Source organism: Lysobacter sp. KIS68-7 (genome assembly GCF_021284745.1).
Lineage (GTDB): Bacteria > Pseudomonadota > Gammaproteobacteria > Xanthomonadales > Xanthomonadaceae > Noviluteimonas.
In genome coordinates, this window is the sequence record NZ_CP089925.1 from 873187 (window position 1) to 888477 (window position 15291).

General features: G+C 67.9%; 16 protein-coding genes and 1 pseudogene. 11 read left to right on the forward strand and 6 right to left on the reverse strand.

The features are described 5' to 3' along the window. Nucleotides 1-13: 13 nt before the first annotated feature. Nucleotides 14-721 carry a ketosynthase gene (locus tag LVB87_RS04145; protein ID WP_232899653.1) on the reverse strand — a complete coding sequence of 236 codons (708 nt, stop codon included), beginning with the start codon at nucleotides 719-721 and terminating at the stop codon, nucleotides 14-16. Next, complete coding sequence (locus LVB87_RS04150; RefSeq protein ID WP_232899654.1) at nucleotides 718-987, reverse strand: phosphopantetheine-binding protein; 270 nt, start codon at nucleotides 985-987, stop codon at nucleotides 718-720. The genes LVB87_RS04145 and LVB87_RS04150 overlap by 4 nt, the downstream gene beginning before the upstream one ends. 77 nt (nucleotides 988-1064) lie before the next feature. On the opposite strand from LVB87_RS04150, the gene LVB87_RS04155 reads away from it, so the two are divergent. The 8 genes from LVB87_RS04155 (at nucleotide 1065) to hemB (ending at nucleotide 9041) form a co-directional block, all read left to right on the forward strand. Then, entirely contained in the window at nucleotides 1065-2414 is a 1350-nt protein-coding gene (locus LVB87_RS04155; RefSeq protein WP_232899655.1) for an NAD(P)/FAD-dependent oxidoreductase, read from the forward strand. Next, on the forward strand, nucleotides 2411-3409 hold the full coding sequence (locus LVB87_RS04160) for a pteridine-dependent deoxygenase (protein ID WP_232899656.1): 999 nt from the start codon (nucleotides 2411-2413) through the stop codon (nucleotides 3407-3409). The genes LVB87_RS04155 and LVB87_RS04160 overlap by 4 nt, the downstream gene beginning before the upstream one ends. Nucleotides 3410-3439: 30 nt before the next feature. Beyond that, nucleotides 3440-3688 (forward strand): hypothetical protein, encoded by a 249-nt coding sequence (locus LVB87_RS04165; RefSeq protein WP_232899657.1) that lies wholly within the window; start codon nucleotides 3440-3442, stop codon nucleotides 3686-3688. 118 nt (nucleotides 3689-3806) lie between these two features. Then, nucleotides 3807-4136 (forward strand): hypothetical protein, encoded by a 330-nt coding sequence (locus LVB87_RS04170; protein ID WP_232899658.1) that lies wholly within the window; start codon nucleotides 3807-3809, stop codon nucleotides 4134-4136. After that, complete coding sequence (locus tag LVB87_RS04175; protein ID WP_232899659.1) at nucleotides 4129-5715, forward strand: PA domain-containing protein; 1587 nt, start codon at nucleotides 4129-4131, stop codon at nucleotides 5713-5715. Before LVB87_RS04170 ends, LVB87_RS04175 begins: the two co-directional genes overlap by 8 nt. A gap of 327 nt (nucleotides 5716-6042) precedes the next feature. Beyond that, entirely contained in the window at nucleotides 6043-6375 is a 333-nt protein-coding gene (locus LVB87_RS04180) for a hypothetical protein (RefSeq protein WP_232899660.1), read from the forward strand. Further along, nucleotides 6368-7972, forward strand: coding sequence for a PA domain-containing protein (locus tag LVB87_RS04185; protein WP_232899661.1), 1605 nt, complete (start codon nucleotides 6368-6370; stop codon nucleotides 7970-7972). The genes LVB87_RS04180 and LVB87_RS04185 overlap by 8 nt, the downstream gene beginning before the upstream one ends. A 76-nt stretch (nucleotides 7973-8048) precedes the next feature. After that, entirely contained in the window at nucleotides 8049-9041 is a 993-nt protein-coding gene (gene hemB, locus LVB87_RS04190; RefSeq protein ID WP_232899662.1) for a porphobilinogen synthase, read from the forward strand. Between the two features lie 6 nt (nucleotides 9042-9047). On the opposite strand, the gene LVB87_RS04195 is transcribed toward hemB, so the two are convergent. Continuing rightward, on the reverse strand, nucleotides 9048-9854 hold the full coding sequence (locus LVB87_RS04195; RefSeq protein ID WP_232899663.1) for a TolB-like protein: 807 nt from the start codon (nucleotides 9852-9854) through the stop codon (nucleotides 9048-9050). A gap of 138 nt (nucleotides 9855-9992) precedes the next feature. Between LVB87_RS04195 and aroE the strand changes: the two genes are divergently transcribed. Next, nucleotides 9993-10835, forward strand: a complete 843-nt coding sequence (gene aroE / locus LVB87_RS04200) for a shikimate dehydrogenase (protein WP_232899664.1) — start codon at nucleotides 9993-9995, stop codon at nucleotides 10833-10835. A 3-nt stretch (nucleotides 10836-10838) separates the two neighbouring features. Here the strand turns inward: aroE and LVB87_RS04205 are convergent, their stop codons facing one another. Further along, complete coding sequence (locus LVB87_RS04205; RefSeq protein WP_232899665.1) at nucleotides 10839-11384, reverse strand: gamma carbonic anhydrase family protein; 546 nt, start codon at nucleotides 11382-11384, stop codon at nucleotides 10839-10841. A gap of 53 nt (nucleotides 11385-11437) precedes the next feature. Between LVB87_RS04205 and LVB87_RS04210 the strand changes: the two genes are divergently transcribed. Next, complete coding sequence (locus LVB87_RS04210) at nucleotides 11438-12856, forward strand: coniferyl aldehyde dehydrogenase (RefSeq protein WP_232899666.1); 1419 nt, start codon at nucleotides 11438-11440, stop codon at nucleotides 12854-12856. Here LVB87_RS04210 and LVB87_RS04215 read toward each other — a convergent pair. Beyond that, a complete protein-coding gene (locus LVB87_RS04215; protein WP_232900448.1) occupies nucleotides 12853-13368 on the reverse strand; it encodes a glutaredoxin in 516 nt (171 codons plus the stop codon). The two genes, LVB87_RS04210 and LVB87_RS04215, sit on opposite strands and share 4 nt — an antisense overlap. Further along, nucleotides 13348-14355, reverse strand: a pseudogene (gene cysK / locus LVB87_RS04220) (cysteine synthase A); the annotation flags it as partial. The pseudogene cysK and the gene LVB87_RS04215, both read right to left, overlap by 21 nt. A 74-nt stretch (nucleotides 14356-14429) precedes the next feature. Here cysK and xth point away from each other — a divergent pair. Further along, nucleotides 14430-15197 carry an exodeoxyribonuclease III gene (gene xth / locus LVB87_RS04225; protein WP_232899667.1) on the forward strand — a complete coding sequence of 256 codons (768 nt, stop codon included), beginning with the start codon at nucleotides 14430-14432 and terminating at the stop codon, nucleotides 15195-15197. The last annotated feature ends 94 nt before the right edge of the window (nucleotides 15198-15291 follow it).

Here is a 15291-nt window from a genome sequence, read left to right on the forward strand (position 1 = left end):
CAATGAGACAAATTCAGCCATCCACCGGCGTGTCGTGGATCGCGCCGCGCCAGAAGGCGGGGCCGAGCCCGGCCATCTTGCGGAGGAAGTCGATGAAGCTCGTGTATCGCCCGGGAAAACGGCGCACGCGGTAGAAGTACTCGCCCACGAACAGGCCGCCGACCAGGCCATAGTTCAGGCCGTTCGCGAACCACGACCAGGCCTCGCGCGAAATCGCGATCGGCGGCACGATGCCCATGCTGTCGAGCAGGCCGCCGGGCACCGCGCACAAGGCGAGCGCGAAATCGACGAGCGAGAGCAGCGTGAGCACGACCGCCCACACCACGGTGAGCCTGCGCGTGTAGGCGAGCAGTTCCGGCGCGACATCGCGCGGATGGATGCGATCGATCGCCGACATGATCCGCGTGATCAGCGGCACGTGGCCCGCGCGCAGCGTGCGCCCGAACGTCCATGCGACCAGCGCAACGATGATCGACGGCATCACCATCAGGGGCAGCAGCGCGTAGGGCGTCGTGGCGAACCACGCCAGCGCGGCGGCGACGAGCGCCATCGCGCCCCACGCCCACGGGCGCAGGCGCAGCAAGGGATCGAGCATCACGATGACCGCGACGTCGCCGAGCGCGATGGCGGCGAGCACCGGATCGTGGCGCAAGCTCGCGGCGTGCGCGAGAAAGGGATACGCGAGCGCGAGCAACAGCCGCGCCAGCGAGGTGGCGTTCAAGCGGCGCGGTGCTGTTCGACGTGCGCCGACAGCGCGCGCAGGGACCCGAAGATGCGACGGTTGGCGTCGTTGTCGGAGCGCAGCTGGAAGCCGTACTTCTTCGAGATCGCCAGCGCCAGTTCCAGCGCGTCGATGGAGTCCAGGCCGAGGCCTTCGTTGAACAGCGGCGCCTCCGGATCGATGCCGGCCGCGTCCACGCCCTCCAGGTTCAGGCTTTCGACGAGCAATTGCGCAAGATCGCGTTCGGCGGGACTCTGGGGCGACATCGGGTGTTCCGGAAGGTGAAGGTGACGGGGCATTCTAGCGGCGGCGGAGGCGAAAACCCCGCGTTATCATGCGGCCCATGACGACAGACGACGGCACCACAGGGAATGTGAAGACGGTCCAGGTCGATGTGCTCGTCGTGGGCGGCGGGCCGGCCGGCACCACCGCGGCCACGCTGCTGGCGCGCAAGGGCCATCGCGTGCTGCTCCTGGAAAAGGGCCGCCACCCGCGCTTCCACATCGGCGAATCGCTGTTGCCGATGAACCTGCCGATCCTCGAACGCCTGGGCGTGCTCGAACAGGTCCGCGCGATCGGCACGCACAAGCCGGGCGCCGAGTTTCCCGTCGACGACGTCAACTTCAACACCTTCCGCTTCGAACGCGCGATCGACGCGCGATTCGGCTACGCCTTCCAGGTCAAGCGCGAGGAGTTCGACCAGCTGCTGTTCGAACACGCGAAGGCCAACGGCGTGGACGCGCGCGAAGAAGTGAAGGTGGAGCGCATCGTCTTCGGCGACGACGGCCGCCCTTGCGAGGCCATCGCGCAGGACGCCGCCGGCAACGCGCTGCGCGTGCGCATGCGTTACCTCGTCGACGCCAGCGGGCGCGACACGCTCATCGGCGCGCAGCTCAAGCTCAAGAAGAAGAACCCGCTGCACCAGTCCGCGGCGATCTTCAGCCATTTCGCGGGCGTGGCGCGCCGCGAGGGCGAGGACGCGGGCAACATCACCGTGCAGCGCTTCGAACACGGCTGGATGTGGCTGATCCCCCTGCGCAACGACGTGATGAGCATCGGCGCGGTCTGCTTCCCCGAATACCTCAAGACGCGGCGCGGCGACAACGAAGGCTTCCTGATGCGCACGCTCGAAGCCGAGCCGTCCGCCTGGAACCGCATGCAGGGCGCCACGCGCGTCGCGCCGGTGCACGTCACCGGCAACTACTCCTATACCTGTACGAAGATGACCGGCCCGGGCTGGGTGATGGTCGGCGATGCCTATGCCTTCGTCGATCCGGTCTTCTCCTCCGGCGTGTACCTGGGCATGAACAGTGCCGAGCAGGCGGCCGAGGTGGTGGATGGCGCGCTGGCCGACCCTTCACGCGAGCGTGCCCTGCAGCAGGCGATGGAGACGCGCCTGAAACGCGGCCTCAAGCACTTCCAGTGGTTCATCTACCGCTTCACCACGCCCGTCATGCGACACCTGTTCAACAATCCGCGCAACGTCTGGCAGGTGGAGCAGGCCGTGATCTCGATGCTGGCCGGCGATGTGTTCGACAACGCGAAGGTGCTCCGGCGCCTGCGCCTGTTCCGCGCGATCTATGCGTTCACGGCGCTGCAGCTCGCCCCGTCGGCGCTGCGTGGGTGGGTGCGTCGTCGGCGCCAGGTCGGCGTGTCGGTGAGCGGCGATACCTTGCAGCAGGGGAATCCGTGAGCGCAGTCCAGCCCTTGCCGCACGCGCCGCGCCTGCACGTGGATTACGTGGCCGATGCGAGCGCGGCCTCGCTCGCCGCGCAGCTCGCGCGTCCGGACACGCTGGCCGTGTTCGGGTTCGGCCCCGATGCGCCGGCGGACGCGGATCCGCGCTACCTGCGCGTTCCGCTGCAGCCGCATGGCGTGGCGCCGCTCGAAGTCTGGCGCACGGAAGCCCCGGTGCGCGCTGGCACGCAGGGCGCGTTGCGCTTCGCCGAAACCGACACCCTGCAGTTCGGCTGGATCGAAGTCCCCGAAGGCGATGGCGGCCTGGAAGCGGCGAGCGAGCGCGCCTACGCGGAACTGTCGGCCTTCGTGCGTGCGCGCGGGTTTCCTTATCTGTTGCGCAGCTGGAACTACCTCGACGCCATCACCGAGGGCGACGGCGACCAGGAGCGCTATCGCCGCTTCTGCATCGGACGCGCCACGGGCCTGGGCGAAGTCATCGTCGGCACGCTGCCCGCCGCCACCGCGATCGGTCGTTGCGATGGCGTGCGCACGCTGCAGGTGTACTGGCTCGCCGCACGCACGCCCGGCACGCCCGTGGAAAACCCGCGCCAGGTGAGCGCCTATCGCTATCCGCGCCAATACGGCCCGCAACCGCCGAGTTTCGCGCGCGCGATGGTGCCGCCGTCGGAGGCGATGCCGCTGCTGTTGTCGGGCACGGCGAGTGTCGTGGGGCACGAGTCGAAGCACCACGATTGCGTCGAATCGCAGCTGGCCGAAACCTTCGCCAACTTCGAGAGCCTGATCGCCGCGGCCCGCGCCGTGCGGCCCGGCCTGTCGCCGCGCTTCGGCGCCGGTTCGCGACTGAAGGTCTACGTGCGCGACGCGCAGTCCCTGCCCCGCATCGCGCAGGCGCTGGAAACGCACCTGGACCCGACGGTGCCGCGCGTGCTGCTGCATGCGGCGGTGTGCCGCCGCGAGTTGCGTGTCGAAATCGACGGCGTGCTGTAAGGTGCGCGCCGAACCTTCAGGAGGAACGTGATGGGCCTGGTCAGTCTGCTGTGGGGAATCGTGTCGATCTTCTGGATGGTGATCGCGCTCATCCCGTTGCTCGGCGCGGCCAACTGGCTGCTCATTCCCTTCGCCTCGATCGGCGCGGTCATCGGCGCCATCGGCATCGCCATCACCTCGCCCGGCAACCGCGGGCGGGCGAAGGCGGGCATCGTGCTCAACGTCGTGGCGATCCTCGTGGGCATCGTGCGCCTGCACCTGGGCTTCGGCCTGATCTGAACGCGCGTTTGCAACGTTAGCGGCGCGTGAGCATCCGCGCGCCGGGCCGCACGGCCATTTGAAGCCGCTTGTAGGCCGAGCGCACCCTCGCTTCCCCAGACGAGCGAGGGTTTCGGACATGGCACCCAGGACCTCATTGCTGTTGGCCGGCATTGCGCTGGCCGGCGGCGTCGCGGTGGCGCACGCCGCGCAGACCACGCACGCCGAACGCCAGGCGGCGGCGGATGCGATGGCGAAGAACAAGGACAACGCCATCGCCGCGCAACCGCGCACGATGGCGCAGGCCGACGCGACGCAGTTCAGGACGAAGCGGGGCGGAACGGGCGTCCGCGTGGCGACGCAGTTGTGGAGCACGCTCGGTGTCGCGAAGGACGCCAAGGGCAACGCGCACATGACCGAAGGCGACGGCACCGCGCCGACGACGCCGGCGGAGGCGCCCCATGAATAAGCCGCTGCTCACGCTCTCCATCGCCATCGGTGTCGCGCTCGCGGGCTTCTTCGCGCATGCCGCCGACATCGTTCCCGTGAACCTCGACGACCCGAACGAGGGCTACAACGACACCACGCCGGTCGCACCCGTCGGCGGCAATCCCGGCACCACGCGAGGCGAGCAGCGCCGCATCGTGGCGCAGTTCGCCGCCGACCTCTGGGGCTCGGTGCTCCAGAGCGACGTGCCGATCTTCGTCGGTGCGCAGTTCAACCCGCTGGGCGACAACGTGCTCGGCTCCGCCGGCGCGAGCTTCATCTTCAAGAACGAACCCGAGTTTCCGCGGCAGGACACGTGGTTCAGCAGTGCGCTCGCCGATGCGTTGACGGGCCGCGACCTCAACCCGGGCTTCACCGACATCGGTTCGCAGTTCAGTTCCGACTTCGACTTCTACTACGGCCTCGACGGCAACACGCCCGCCGGGCAGCTCAGCTTCCTCGACGTGGTGATGCACGAATTCGGCCACGGCCTGGGCTTCCAGAATTTCGTGGACGAAGCGACCGGCGATTTCCAGTCGAACACGGCGGACATCTATTCGGTCTTCACCTTCGACAACACCAGCGGCAAGTTCTGGACGCAGATGAACAAGCCGCAGCGCAAGGTCTCGGCCACCAACTACGGCAACGTGGTGTTCACCGGTTCGAGCGCGCGCGCGGGTGCGGCCCTGGTCCTCGACGATCGCACGTCCTTCCGCGTCAACGCGCCCGCGGCGATCGCAGGCGTGTACGAGTACGGCACGGCGAGTTTCGGACCCGCGCCGACGGCGGCGAACTTCGGCGGCGGCGTCGTGATCGGCACCGATGCGGCGAATGCAACCGGTCCCTCCACGACGGACGGCTGCTCGCCGTTCACCAACGCGGCGGCAGTCGCGGGGCACATCGCGATCGTCGATCGCGGCAGCTGCGCGTTCGTGCTGAAGGCCACGAATGCGCAAGCGGCCGGCGCGACCGGCGTGATCGTCGCGAACAACGCCGCCGGCAATCCGCCGCCCGGCATGGGCGGCACGGATCCGACGATCGCCATTCCCGCGATCAGCGTGACGCAGCCGGACGGCGCCACGATCAAGGGCGCATCGGGCGTGCAGGTCGCGATCTTCGTCGATCCCGCGCACCTGCAAGGCGCCGACAATGCCGGTCGCCCGCGCCTGTACACGCCGAACCCGGTGGAGCCGGGCTCGACGGGTTCGCATTACGACACGGCGCTCGCGCCGAATGCCTTGATGGAACCGGCGATCAACGATTCGCTGAATGCCGCGTTGAACATCGACCTCACCGCGGACCTGCTCGAGGACACCGGCTGGCACCTCAACCCGGGCAATGCGTTGATCGCCGGTTGCAACACGACGATCGACATCGTCGACAACGCGGGCCTGATCATCGGTGCGAACGTGCAGGCGACGAGCAACCTGCTGTTGCGGACGTCGGCCAACAAGGGCGCCTACAAGAACGGCATGAAGGCCTATCGCGATCGCCTGGTCGGCGCGCACCTGATCACCACTGCGCAAGGCAACGCGTTGATGTCCTGCGTCAACAAAGTCTGACTGCGCCCTCGCGCACATTGAACAGGCGGCGGCTTCGGCCGCCGCCTACCGTTCGTCCAGTCAATTCGACCGCTCGCCGGTGCGCAATCGTTAGAGCCATGTGACGGCTCCCCGGAGAGCCGCGCCCCGTCTCACCCGTTCGGGTGAATACGCCGCGAGGCGTGTTGCATCGCGGTTTGTGTGCGCAATGCGGCGCTCGCAGACTCGACCGCAACCAGTCGAATCCCCCGACAGCCGCGACTGGTTTCCCCAAAAAGGATTTGCACGCCGGTGGCGTGTTTCGCCGGCGGAACGACTGTCGTTTCAGGACGAAAGGGGTTCTTCCAGATGAAAAAGGCAACTCTCGTTGTGGCCAGCGCCATGCTGGCTGCAGTGTCGTTCGGCGCGTCCGCGGCCAAGCCCGCGATGACGCACCAGGAGAAGCAGGATTTCGCGGCGAAGGCGCAGAAGAAGGCGACCGCCTTGCGCGCCACGCAGCCGCGTACGGAAGGCCAGGCCCGTGCGACGCTCAAGGGCGTGGCGGGTGGCGGCATGGCGATCCGCGTGCCCACCGAACTGTGGACCACGCTGGGCGTGCAGCACGAAACGAACGGCGCGGTGCGCATGACCGAAGCCGATGGCACGAGCGCTCCGAGCACGGAGGGCCTGCCCAATGAATAAGAATCTCCTCGCCCTGTCGGTCGCCATCGGCACCGCGTTCTGCGGCATGGCCAGCGCCACCGACATCGTCCCCGTCTACGCCGATGCGGCGGGCACGGGCTATTTCGATCCCACGCCTGCGGCGCCGCTGCCGGGCAATCCGGGTACGACGGTGGGCGAACAGCGCCGCATCGTGGCGCAGTTCGCGGCCGATCTGTGGGGCACGGTCCTGCAGAGCGATCAGCCGATCGGCATCGGTGCGCGCTTCACCCCGCTCGGCCCGAACGTGCTTGGCTCCGCCGGCGCGACGTTCGTGTTCTCCGACTTCCCCAACGCCGGCGTGCCCAACACCTGGTACAGCGCGGCGCTCGCCGAATCACTGTCGGGCCAGGACCTCACCGAAGGCGAGATCGAGATCGACTCGAACTTCAGCACCGACTTCGCCTTCTACTACGGCCTCGACGGCACCACCCCGGCCGGGCAGATCAGCCTGCTCGACGTGGTGATGCACGAGTTCGGCCATGGCCTGGGCTTCCAGAACTTCGAGAACGAAGCCGCCGGCACCTTCCTCGCCGGCAGGCAGGACATCTATTCGGTCTTCACCTTCGACAATTCGAACGGCCTGTTCTGGACGCAGATGACCGTGCCGCAGCGCCAGGCCTCGGCGCTGAACTACGGCAACGTGGTGTTCACCGGTGCGAGTGCGGTGGCGGGTGCGCCGCTGGTGCTCGGCCCGCGCACGGGCTTCCGCGTGATCGCACCGGCCGGCATTGCGGGTGAGTACAACTACGGCACCGCGAGCTTCGGCGCGCCGGTGACGTTGACGAACTTCAACGGCACCGTGGTTGTGGGCCTGGATCCGGCCATCCCCGGCACGAGCCCGACGACGACCGATGGTTGTTCGCCCTTCACCAATGCCGCGCAGGTCGCGGGCAACATCGCGATCGTCGATCGCGGCTCCTGCGGTTTCGCGGTGAAGGCAGCGAATGCGCAGGCCGCGGGCGCGGTCGGCGTGATCGTCGCCAACAACGCGCCGGCCAATCCACCGCCGGGCATGGGCGGTTCGGATCCGACCGTCACCATCCCGGCGATCAGCGTCACGCAGGCGGACGGCGCGTTGATCAAGGCCAACACGCCGGCGCAGGTGGGCTTCGTCGTCGATCCGTCGCACCTGCAGGGCGCCGACAACGCCGGTCGTCCGCGGCTCTACATGCCGCAGCCGGTCGCGCCGGGTTCGTCGGGTTCGCACTACGACACGGCGATGTCGCCGAATGCGTTGATGGAACCTGCGATCAACGATTCGCTGAACGGTGCGCTCAACCTCGACATCACGCCGAACCTGCTGAAGGACACGGGCTGGCACATCAACACCGGCTCCGCGATCATCAACGGCTGCAACACCGAGGTGAAGGTGGTCACCGACGCCGGCATCATCACCGGCGCCAACGTGGTCGCCACGAGCAACCTGATCGCCTCGACGTCGGCCAACAAGGACCAGTACATGGCGCGGATGCAGGCCTACAGCGACAACCTGGCCTCCCTGGGCCTGGTCAGCGGTCGCCAGGTCGGCAAGATCATGTCCTGCGCCGCCAAGATCGGCAAAACGCCCAAGCGCTGATCGCAACAGCTTGTTCCGCAAGTCGAATCGGCGCCCCAGGGCGCCGATTCTTTGTCCGGGCGTATCATGCGCGCCCATGAGCTACCCCTTCGTCCGCCTGCGGCGCATGCGCCGACACGAGTTCTCGCGCCGCCTGATGCGCGAGCATGTCCTCACCGCGAACGACCTGATCTATCCGGTCTTCGTGCATGAACTGAAAGGCCGCGCCGCGGTCGCCTCGATGCCGGGCATCGAGCGCGTGTCGATCGATGAGTTGCTGCGCGTCGCCGAAGAGGCGCATTCGCTGCGCATTCCCGCGCTCGCGCTGTTCCCCGTCACCGCACCGGAAGCGAAGTCGCTCACCGCGCACGCGGCATGGGACGATGACGGGCTCGTGCAGCGCGCCGTGCGTGCGCTCAAGGAACGTTTCCCCGAACTTGGCGTCATCACCGACGTCGCGCTCGATCCGTACACGTCGCATGGGCAGGACGGCTTGGTCGACGAGAGCGGTTACGTCGTCAACGACGCCACCGTCGAAGCACTCGTGAAGCAGGCGCTCTCGCATGCGCGCGCCGGCGCGGATGTCGTGGCGCCTTCTGACATGATGGACGGCCGCATCGGCGAGATCCGCAGCGCGCTGGAACTCGAGGGCCACATCCACACGCGCATCCTCGCCTACAGCGCGAAGTACGCATCGAGCTTCTACGGCCCGTTCCGCGACGCCGTCGGTTCCGCCGGCGCGCTCGGCAAGGGCAACAAGTACACGTACCAGATGGATCCGGCGAATTCGGACGAGGCCTTGCGCGAAGTCGGTCTCGACCTCGAGGAAGGCGCGGACATGGTGATGGTGAAGCCGGGCCTGCCGTACCTCGACATCGTGCGGCGCGTGAAGGACGAATTCGGCGTGCCGACCTTCGTCTACCAGGTCAGCGGCGAATACGCGATGCTCAAGGCCGCGATCGCGAATGGCTGGCTCGACGAGCGCGGTTGCGTGCTCGAGGCGCTCACGTCGATCAAGCGCGCGGGCGCCGACGGCGTGCTGACCTACTTCGCGCTGGATGCGGCGCGCTGGATGCGCGAGGCGAGCTGACGCGCGTCAGCCGGACTGGCAACCGTCGCGTCCCTCCATGCGCGGCGCGGCCATGCGATACAGATCCAGCTTGCCGGCATGCGGCGCCTTCGCGGCGCCGCTCACCAGCAGCTCGTTCGGTTTGTTCCAGTCGATCGCCGGGCCGAGCGTCCATCCATCCTCGGTGTTGAACGACAGCGCAAGCGGCCGCGCGTCGACGTACTGCGTGCCATCGCAGCGCGCGACGAACAGACGGATCGGTTGCTTGTCGACATCGGTCGATCGCGCGAAGACGATCGCGCGACCGTCGTCGAGCCAGGCGCCATCGAAATCGTCGTCGGAGGTGTTGATGCCGGGCACGGGCTTCGGATCGACGAAGGCCTTGCCGTCCCAGCGCGCGATGAACAGATCGTGGCGGCCTGCGCCACCGAAACCGTCGCTGGCGAACAACAGGTGCTGGCCATCGCGGCTCGGTGTCGGCGCCCATTCGTTGCCGGCGGAGTTGACGCCCGCGCCCAGCGATTCGACCGCACCGAAGGTCCCGTCGTCGTTCACCGCGACGCGATAGAGGTCATCGCCGCCCTTGCCGCCCGGCCGGTTGCTGAAGAAATACAGCCAGCGGCCGTTGGCGGAGAACATGGGGTCGAACTCCTTGGCCGCGCCGTCGAAGGACGCGGGTCGTGGGTCGGACCAGCGGCCGCCATCGCGCCGGGCGATCCAGATGTCCCAGCCGCCGGGGCCGCCGCTGCGATCCGGGCTGCCCCAGGCGATGCGCGTGCCATCCGGACTAACCGATCCGCGGATCTCGTTGGCCGGCGTCGACACGGCATGCATCCCTTCGATGCCAAATTCGGACAAGGCACCGGCGACCGGGCTGGCCAGGAGTAGAGTGGCCGCGACCCGGGTCCACGGACGTTCCATCAAGAACCTCGGCGTTGTCGTTCGACTCGCCGCAGTCTATCGGAGAGCGCAATGAGCAGGCATTTCGCGGTGTTCGGGCATCCGGTTGCGCATTCGCTTTCCCCGAAGATCCATGCGGCCTTCGGCAAACAGACCGGCATCGCGATCGACTACCGCGCGATCGACGTCGAACCCGGACAGCTCACGCACGCGCTCGCCGACTTCATTGCGCAGGGCGGTGCAGGCGCGAACGTGACACTGCCACTGAAGCAGGCGGCGTTCTCCCTCTGCGACGACCTGACCGAACGCGCGCGACGCGCCGGCGCCGTCAACACGCTCGTGCGCAACGGCGACACCTGGCACGGCGACAACACCGACGGCGTGGGCCTGGTGCGCGACCTCACCGATCGCCATGCGCTCGACCTGCGTGCACGGCGCACGCTGATGCTCGGTGCGGGTGGCGCGGCGCGCGGCGTGGCGCCGGCCTTGCTCGATGCAGGCATCGGCGAGTTGTACATCGTCAATCGCACGCCGCAACGCACCGATGCGCTCGCCGATGCCCTCGCCGAACCGGGCCGCGTGCATCCGCGCTATCTCGCCGACCTGCCGGCGCTCGGCGAATTCGACCTGATCGTCAACGCCACCTCGGCCGGACGCGACCAGCCGATGTTCTCGCTGCCGCGCGCAGTCGTCGGCCGTCGCTGCGCGGCGGTGGACCTCAACTACGGCGAAGCCGCGATCCCGTTCATGGCCTGGGCACGTGCATCGGGGTGCATGGCCGCCGTCGACGGCCTGGGCATGCTGGTGGAACAGGCGGCGGAGAGTTTCGCGCGCTGGCACGGCGTGCGGCCGGAAACCGACGCGGTCTTCGCGATGCTGCACGGACACGCCGCGGCGCTGGTGACCGCGGACTGATGGTCAGGGCGCGACGGCGCCCGCGAGGTACTGGTCCTTCAAGCGCACGTAGTGGCCGGCGGAGTAATACAGCGCTTCGATTTCCGCGTCGCTGAGCATCCGCACCTTCTTCGCGGGATTGCCCAGCCACAACTCGCCGCTGCCGACGACCTTGCCCGGCGTGACCAGCGCACCGGCGCCGACGAAGCCGTGCTTCTCCACCACCGCGCCGTCGAGCACGATCGCGCCCATGCCGATCAGCACGGCGTCTTCGATGCGGCACGCATGCACGATGGCCTTGTGGCCGATGGTGACGTCGCTGCCGATCACGGTGGCGAAGCCGCCGAGCTTGGCGTGCGGGCCATCGTGGCTGACGTGGATGACGGTGCCGTCCTGCACGTTGGTGCGCGCGCCGATGCGGATGAAGTTCACGTCGCCACGGATGACGGTGAAGGGCCAGACGGAGACGTCGTCGCCGAGCACCACGTCGCCGATGACGCTCGCGGCGGGATCCACGTAAACGCGCTCGCCCAGGACAGGCAGATGGTCGAGATAAGGACGCAGGGACATGCGCGCATTGTAGGCGGCGCGCCATGGCGCCGGCACGCGCATACACTGGCCGCATGAACGACTTCACCGACCCCGCCGCCGGTCTCGGGCCCACGCTGGAGCGCCTGCGCACCGCCTGGCGCGCGAACAAACCGAGCCTGGAACAGCGCCACGCCGACCTCGGCCGCCTGCGCCACGTGCTCTCGCGCCGCCTCGACGCGATGGATGCGGCGATCAGCGCCGACTTCGGCCACCGATCGAAGCACGAAAACCTCATTTCCGAAGCGATGATCACGCTCTCGGAAATCGACCTCGCGCGACGCAAGCTGCGCCGCTGGGCGAAGGCGCGGCGCGTCGGCGTGGGCTGGAAGTTCTGGCCCGCGCGCGCGGAACTGCGGCCCTCGCCGCTCGGCGTGGTGGGCATCATCAGTCCGTGGAATTACCCGGTGAACCTGGCGCTCGTGCCGCTGGTGTCGGCGATCGCGGCGGGCAACCACGTGTTCCTCAAGCCGTCGGAGCACACGCCGAAGACGAGCGAGTTCCTGCGCGACCTGCTCGCGGAAGTGTTCCCCGCGGATCGCGTGGCGGTGGCGATCGGCGGGCCGGACGTCGGCGCTGCATTCTCTGCGCTGCCTTTCGACCACCTGCTGTTCACCGGTTCGACCGCGGTTGGTCGCAAGGTGATGGCCGCGGCTGCGCCGAACCTCACGCCGGTGACGCTCGAACTCGGCGGCAAGGCGCCCGCGGTGGTCGCGCCGGATTTCCCGCTGGACCTGGCGGCCGCGCGCATCGCGAGCGGCAAGTGGTTCAACGCGGGGCAGACCTGCATCGGCGTGGATTACGCGCTGGTCGATGCGACGCGGCGCGATGCCTTCGTCGAGGCGCTGCGCAAGCAGGTGCGCGATCGGTTCGGCGACCTGTCGGATGCTTCGAATTACACGCGCATCATCAACACGGGGCAGTTCGATCGCCTGCTGGGATATCTCGCCGACGCGCGTGCGCGCGGCGCGACGGTGGTGCCACTGATCGAGATCGACGAAGCGCGCATGCGCGGCGAACGCCTGATTCCGCCCACGCTGGTGCTCGATGCGCCGGACGAGTCCGAGGTGATGCGCCACGAAATCTTCGGGCCGATCCTGCCGATTCGCACGTATGCGCGCATCGAGGAGGCGCTCGGCTACATCGGTACGCACGATCGGCCGCTCGCGTTGTATCCGTTCTCCAACGACACGCACACGGTGGAACGCATCGTCGACGCCACGCTCGCCGGCGGCATCGCGGTGAACGACACGCTGGTGCATTTCGCGGTGGATACGTTGCCCTTCGGCGGCGTCGGGCCCAGCGGCATGGGCGCGATCCACGGCAAGGCGGGGTTCGACACGTTCAGCAAGCAGCTGCCCGTGTTCCGGCAGTCGCGGCTGGCGGCGACCGACCTGTTGCGGCCGCCCTACACGGGGTTCGTCGATCGGCTCGTGCGCTTCCTGTCGCGTTAGGCCGACTCGCGGGGATGCACCCAACCCGGTAGCAAGGTGTACGGATCCAGTTGCTGCGCGCGGTCGTATGGGACGCCGAGTTCATCCAGGCGCTTGCGCAGCGCGCCGCTGCGCATCGCGTCGAACAGCTCCGTGCTTCCACCGACGCGCTCGCCGCCGATGAAGACCTGCGGGATCGTGGGTGCCTTGAAGTCGTGGCGCAGCACGTCGCGGATCTTCAGGCCCATGTCGTCGGCCTGGTAGCGGACGCTGTCGAGGTCGACGCTTTCGTACGGAATCGCCATGCGCGCGAAGAACTTGCGCACGGCCCAGCAGAACTCGCACCACTCCAGCGCGAACAGCACCACCGGTTTGTCGCGCACGATGCCGTGCACGAATTCGACGGCGCGCGGGTCGGTGGTGATGGCCTGCGGTTTCGGCGCGGGCGCAACGGCGCACGCAGGGGCCTGCGTTGCGCCATCGAAGCGCTGGCCCGGCGTGGAATGCGAGATCGCGAGTTCCGCTTCGTCCATGGTTTCGCGGATCTCGTCGAACAGCGGTGTGGACAGGTAGCGCTCGCCCGTGTCGGGCAACATGCAGACAATGTTCGTGCCGGGCGTGCTGCGACGTGCGACGTCGAGTGCGGCGGCAAGCGTGGCGCCGCTCGACGGCCCGACGAAGATGCCTTCCTGCGTCGCAAGCGCGCGCGCCAGGCGCAGCGCTTCGGCGCCGGGGATCGGCACGATTTCATCGACGAGGTGTTCGCCGATCGCGGTTTCCGTCAAACGCGGAATGAAGTCGGGTGTCCACCCTTGGATCAGGTGCGGCTGGAAACGCGGGTGGCTGGCGGTCGGTTGCCCGGCCGCGTCGCGCGATTGCGGAATGCCACTGGACAGGATCGGCGCGTTGTCCGGCTCGGCCACGACGATGCGGATGCGTGGATCGGTGGCCTTCAGCACGCGCCCGACGCCGAGCAACGTGCCGCCCGTGCCGGTGCCCGTGACGAAGGCATGCAACGTGTCGCCTTCGAAGTCGGCGAGGATCTCCTTCGCCGTCGTGCGCATGTGCACTTCGGCGTTCGCCTTGTTCTCGAACTGGCGGCAAAGGAACCAGCCGTGCGTTTCGGCCAGTTCGACCGCCTTCGCCAGCATGCCCGAACCTTTTTCAGCGGCAGGCGTGAGCACCACTTTCGCGCCCATGAAGCGCAGCATCTTGCGCCGCTCCACGCTGAAGTTCTCCGCCATCACCACCACCAGCGGATAGCCTTTCTGCGCGCACACCATCGCCAGGCCGATGCCGGTATTGCCGCTGGTCGCCTCGATCACGGTCTGGCCCGGCTTCAGTGCGCCGGAACGCTCGGCGTCTTCGATGACGGAGCGCGCCATGCGGTCCTTCACCGACCCCAGCGGATTGAAGGATTCGAGCTTCGCGAACACCCGCACACCCGGCGGGGCGAGCTTGTGCAGCCGCACCAGGGGCGTATTGCCGATCGTGTCGAGTATGTTGTCGTACCGCGCCATGCCGCCTCCGACGGGCGGCGTGCCGCGCCGCCCCATTCCCCCCAACGTCGGATCGCGCGCACAAGGGACTCGCTTTGAAGATCGCCAGCTGGAACGTCAATTCACTCAACGTCCGCATGCCGCACCTGTCGCAGTGGCTGCGTGAAGCGCAGCCGGACATCGTCGCGCTGCAGGAAACCAAGCTCGAGGATGCGCGCTTCCCGGATTCGGAGCTCGCCGCGCTCGGCTATCGCAGCGTGTTCTGCGGGCAGAAGACCTACAACGGTGTCGCACTGCTGAGCCGCGTGCCCTTCACGAGCGAGTGCGTCACGGCGATCCCGGACTTCGAGGATCCGCAGAAGCGCGTGCTCGCCGCGACCGTCGGTGACTTGCGCATCGTGGACCTGTACGTGGTCAACGGCGAGAAGGTGGGCAGCGAGAAGTTCGAGTACAAGCTGCGCTGGCTCGCCGCGGTGCGCGAATGGCTGCGCGCGGAATTGCAGCAGCATCCGAACCTGATCGTGTTGGGCGACTTCAACATCGCGCCCGACGACCGCGACGTGCACGACCCCAAGCGCTGGCGCGAGAAGATCCTGTGCTCCACGCCCGAGCGCGATGCGCTGCGTTCGCTGCTCGGCCTCGGCCTGCACGACAGCTTCCGTCTGTTCAACGACGAGGCCGGGCATTTCAGCTGGCGGGATTATCGGCTCGAAGCATTCCGTCGTGGATGGGGATTGCGCATCGACCTGGTGTTGATCAGCGAAGCCCTGAAGGCGCGCGCCACGGCCGCGGGCATCGACACCACGCCGCGCACCTGGGAACGCCCGAGCGACCACACGCCGGTGTGGGTGCAGATCGACTGAGCACAAAAAAACCCGGCGGGGGCCGGGTTGTTTCGCATGTCCTGTTGCCGAGCCCGGCCATCCCTGGCCAGGCTCCGCATTCCGTGTCGTGCGC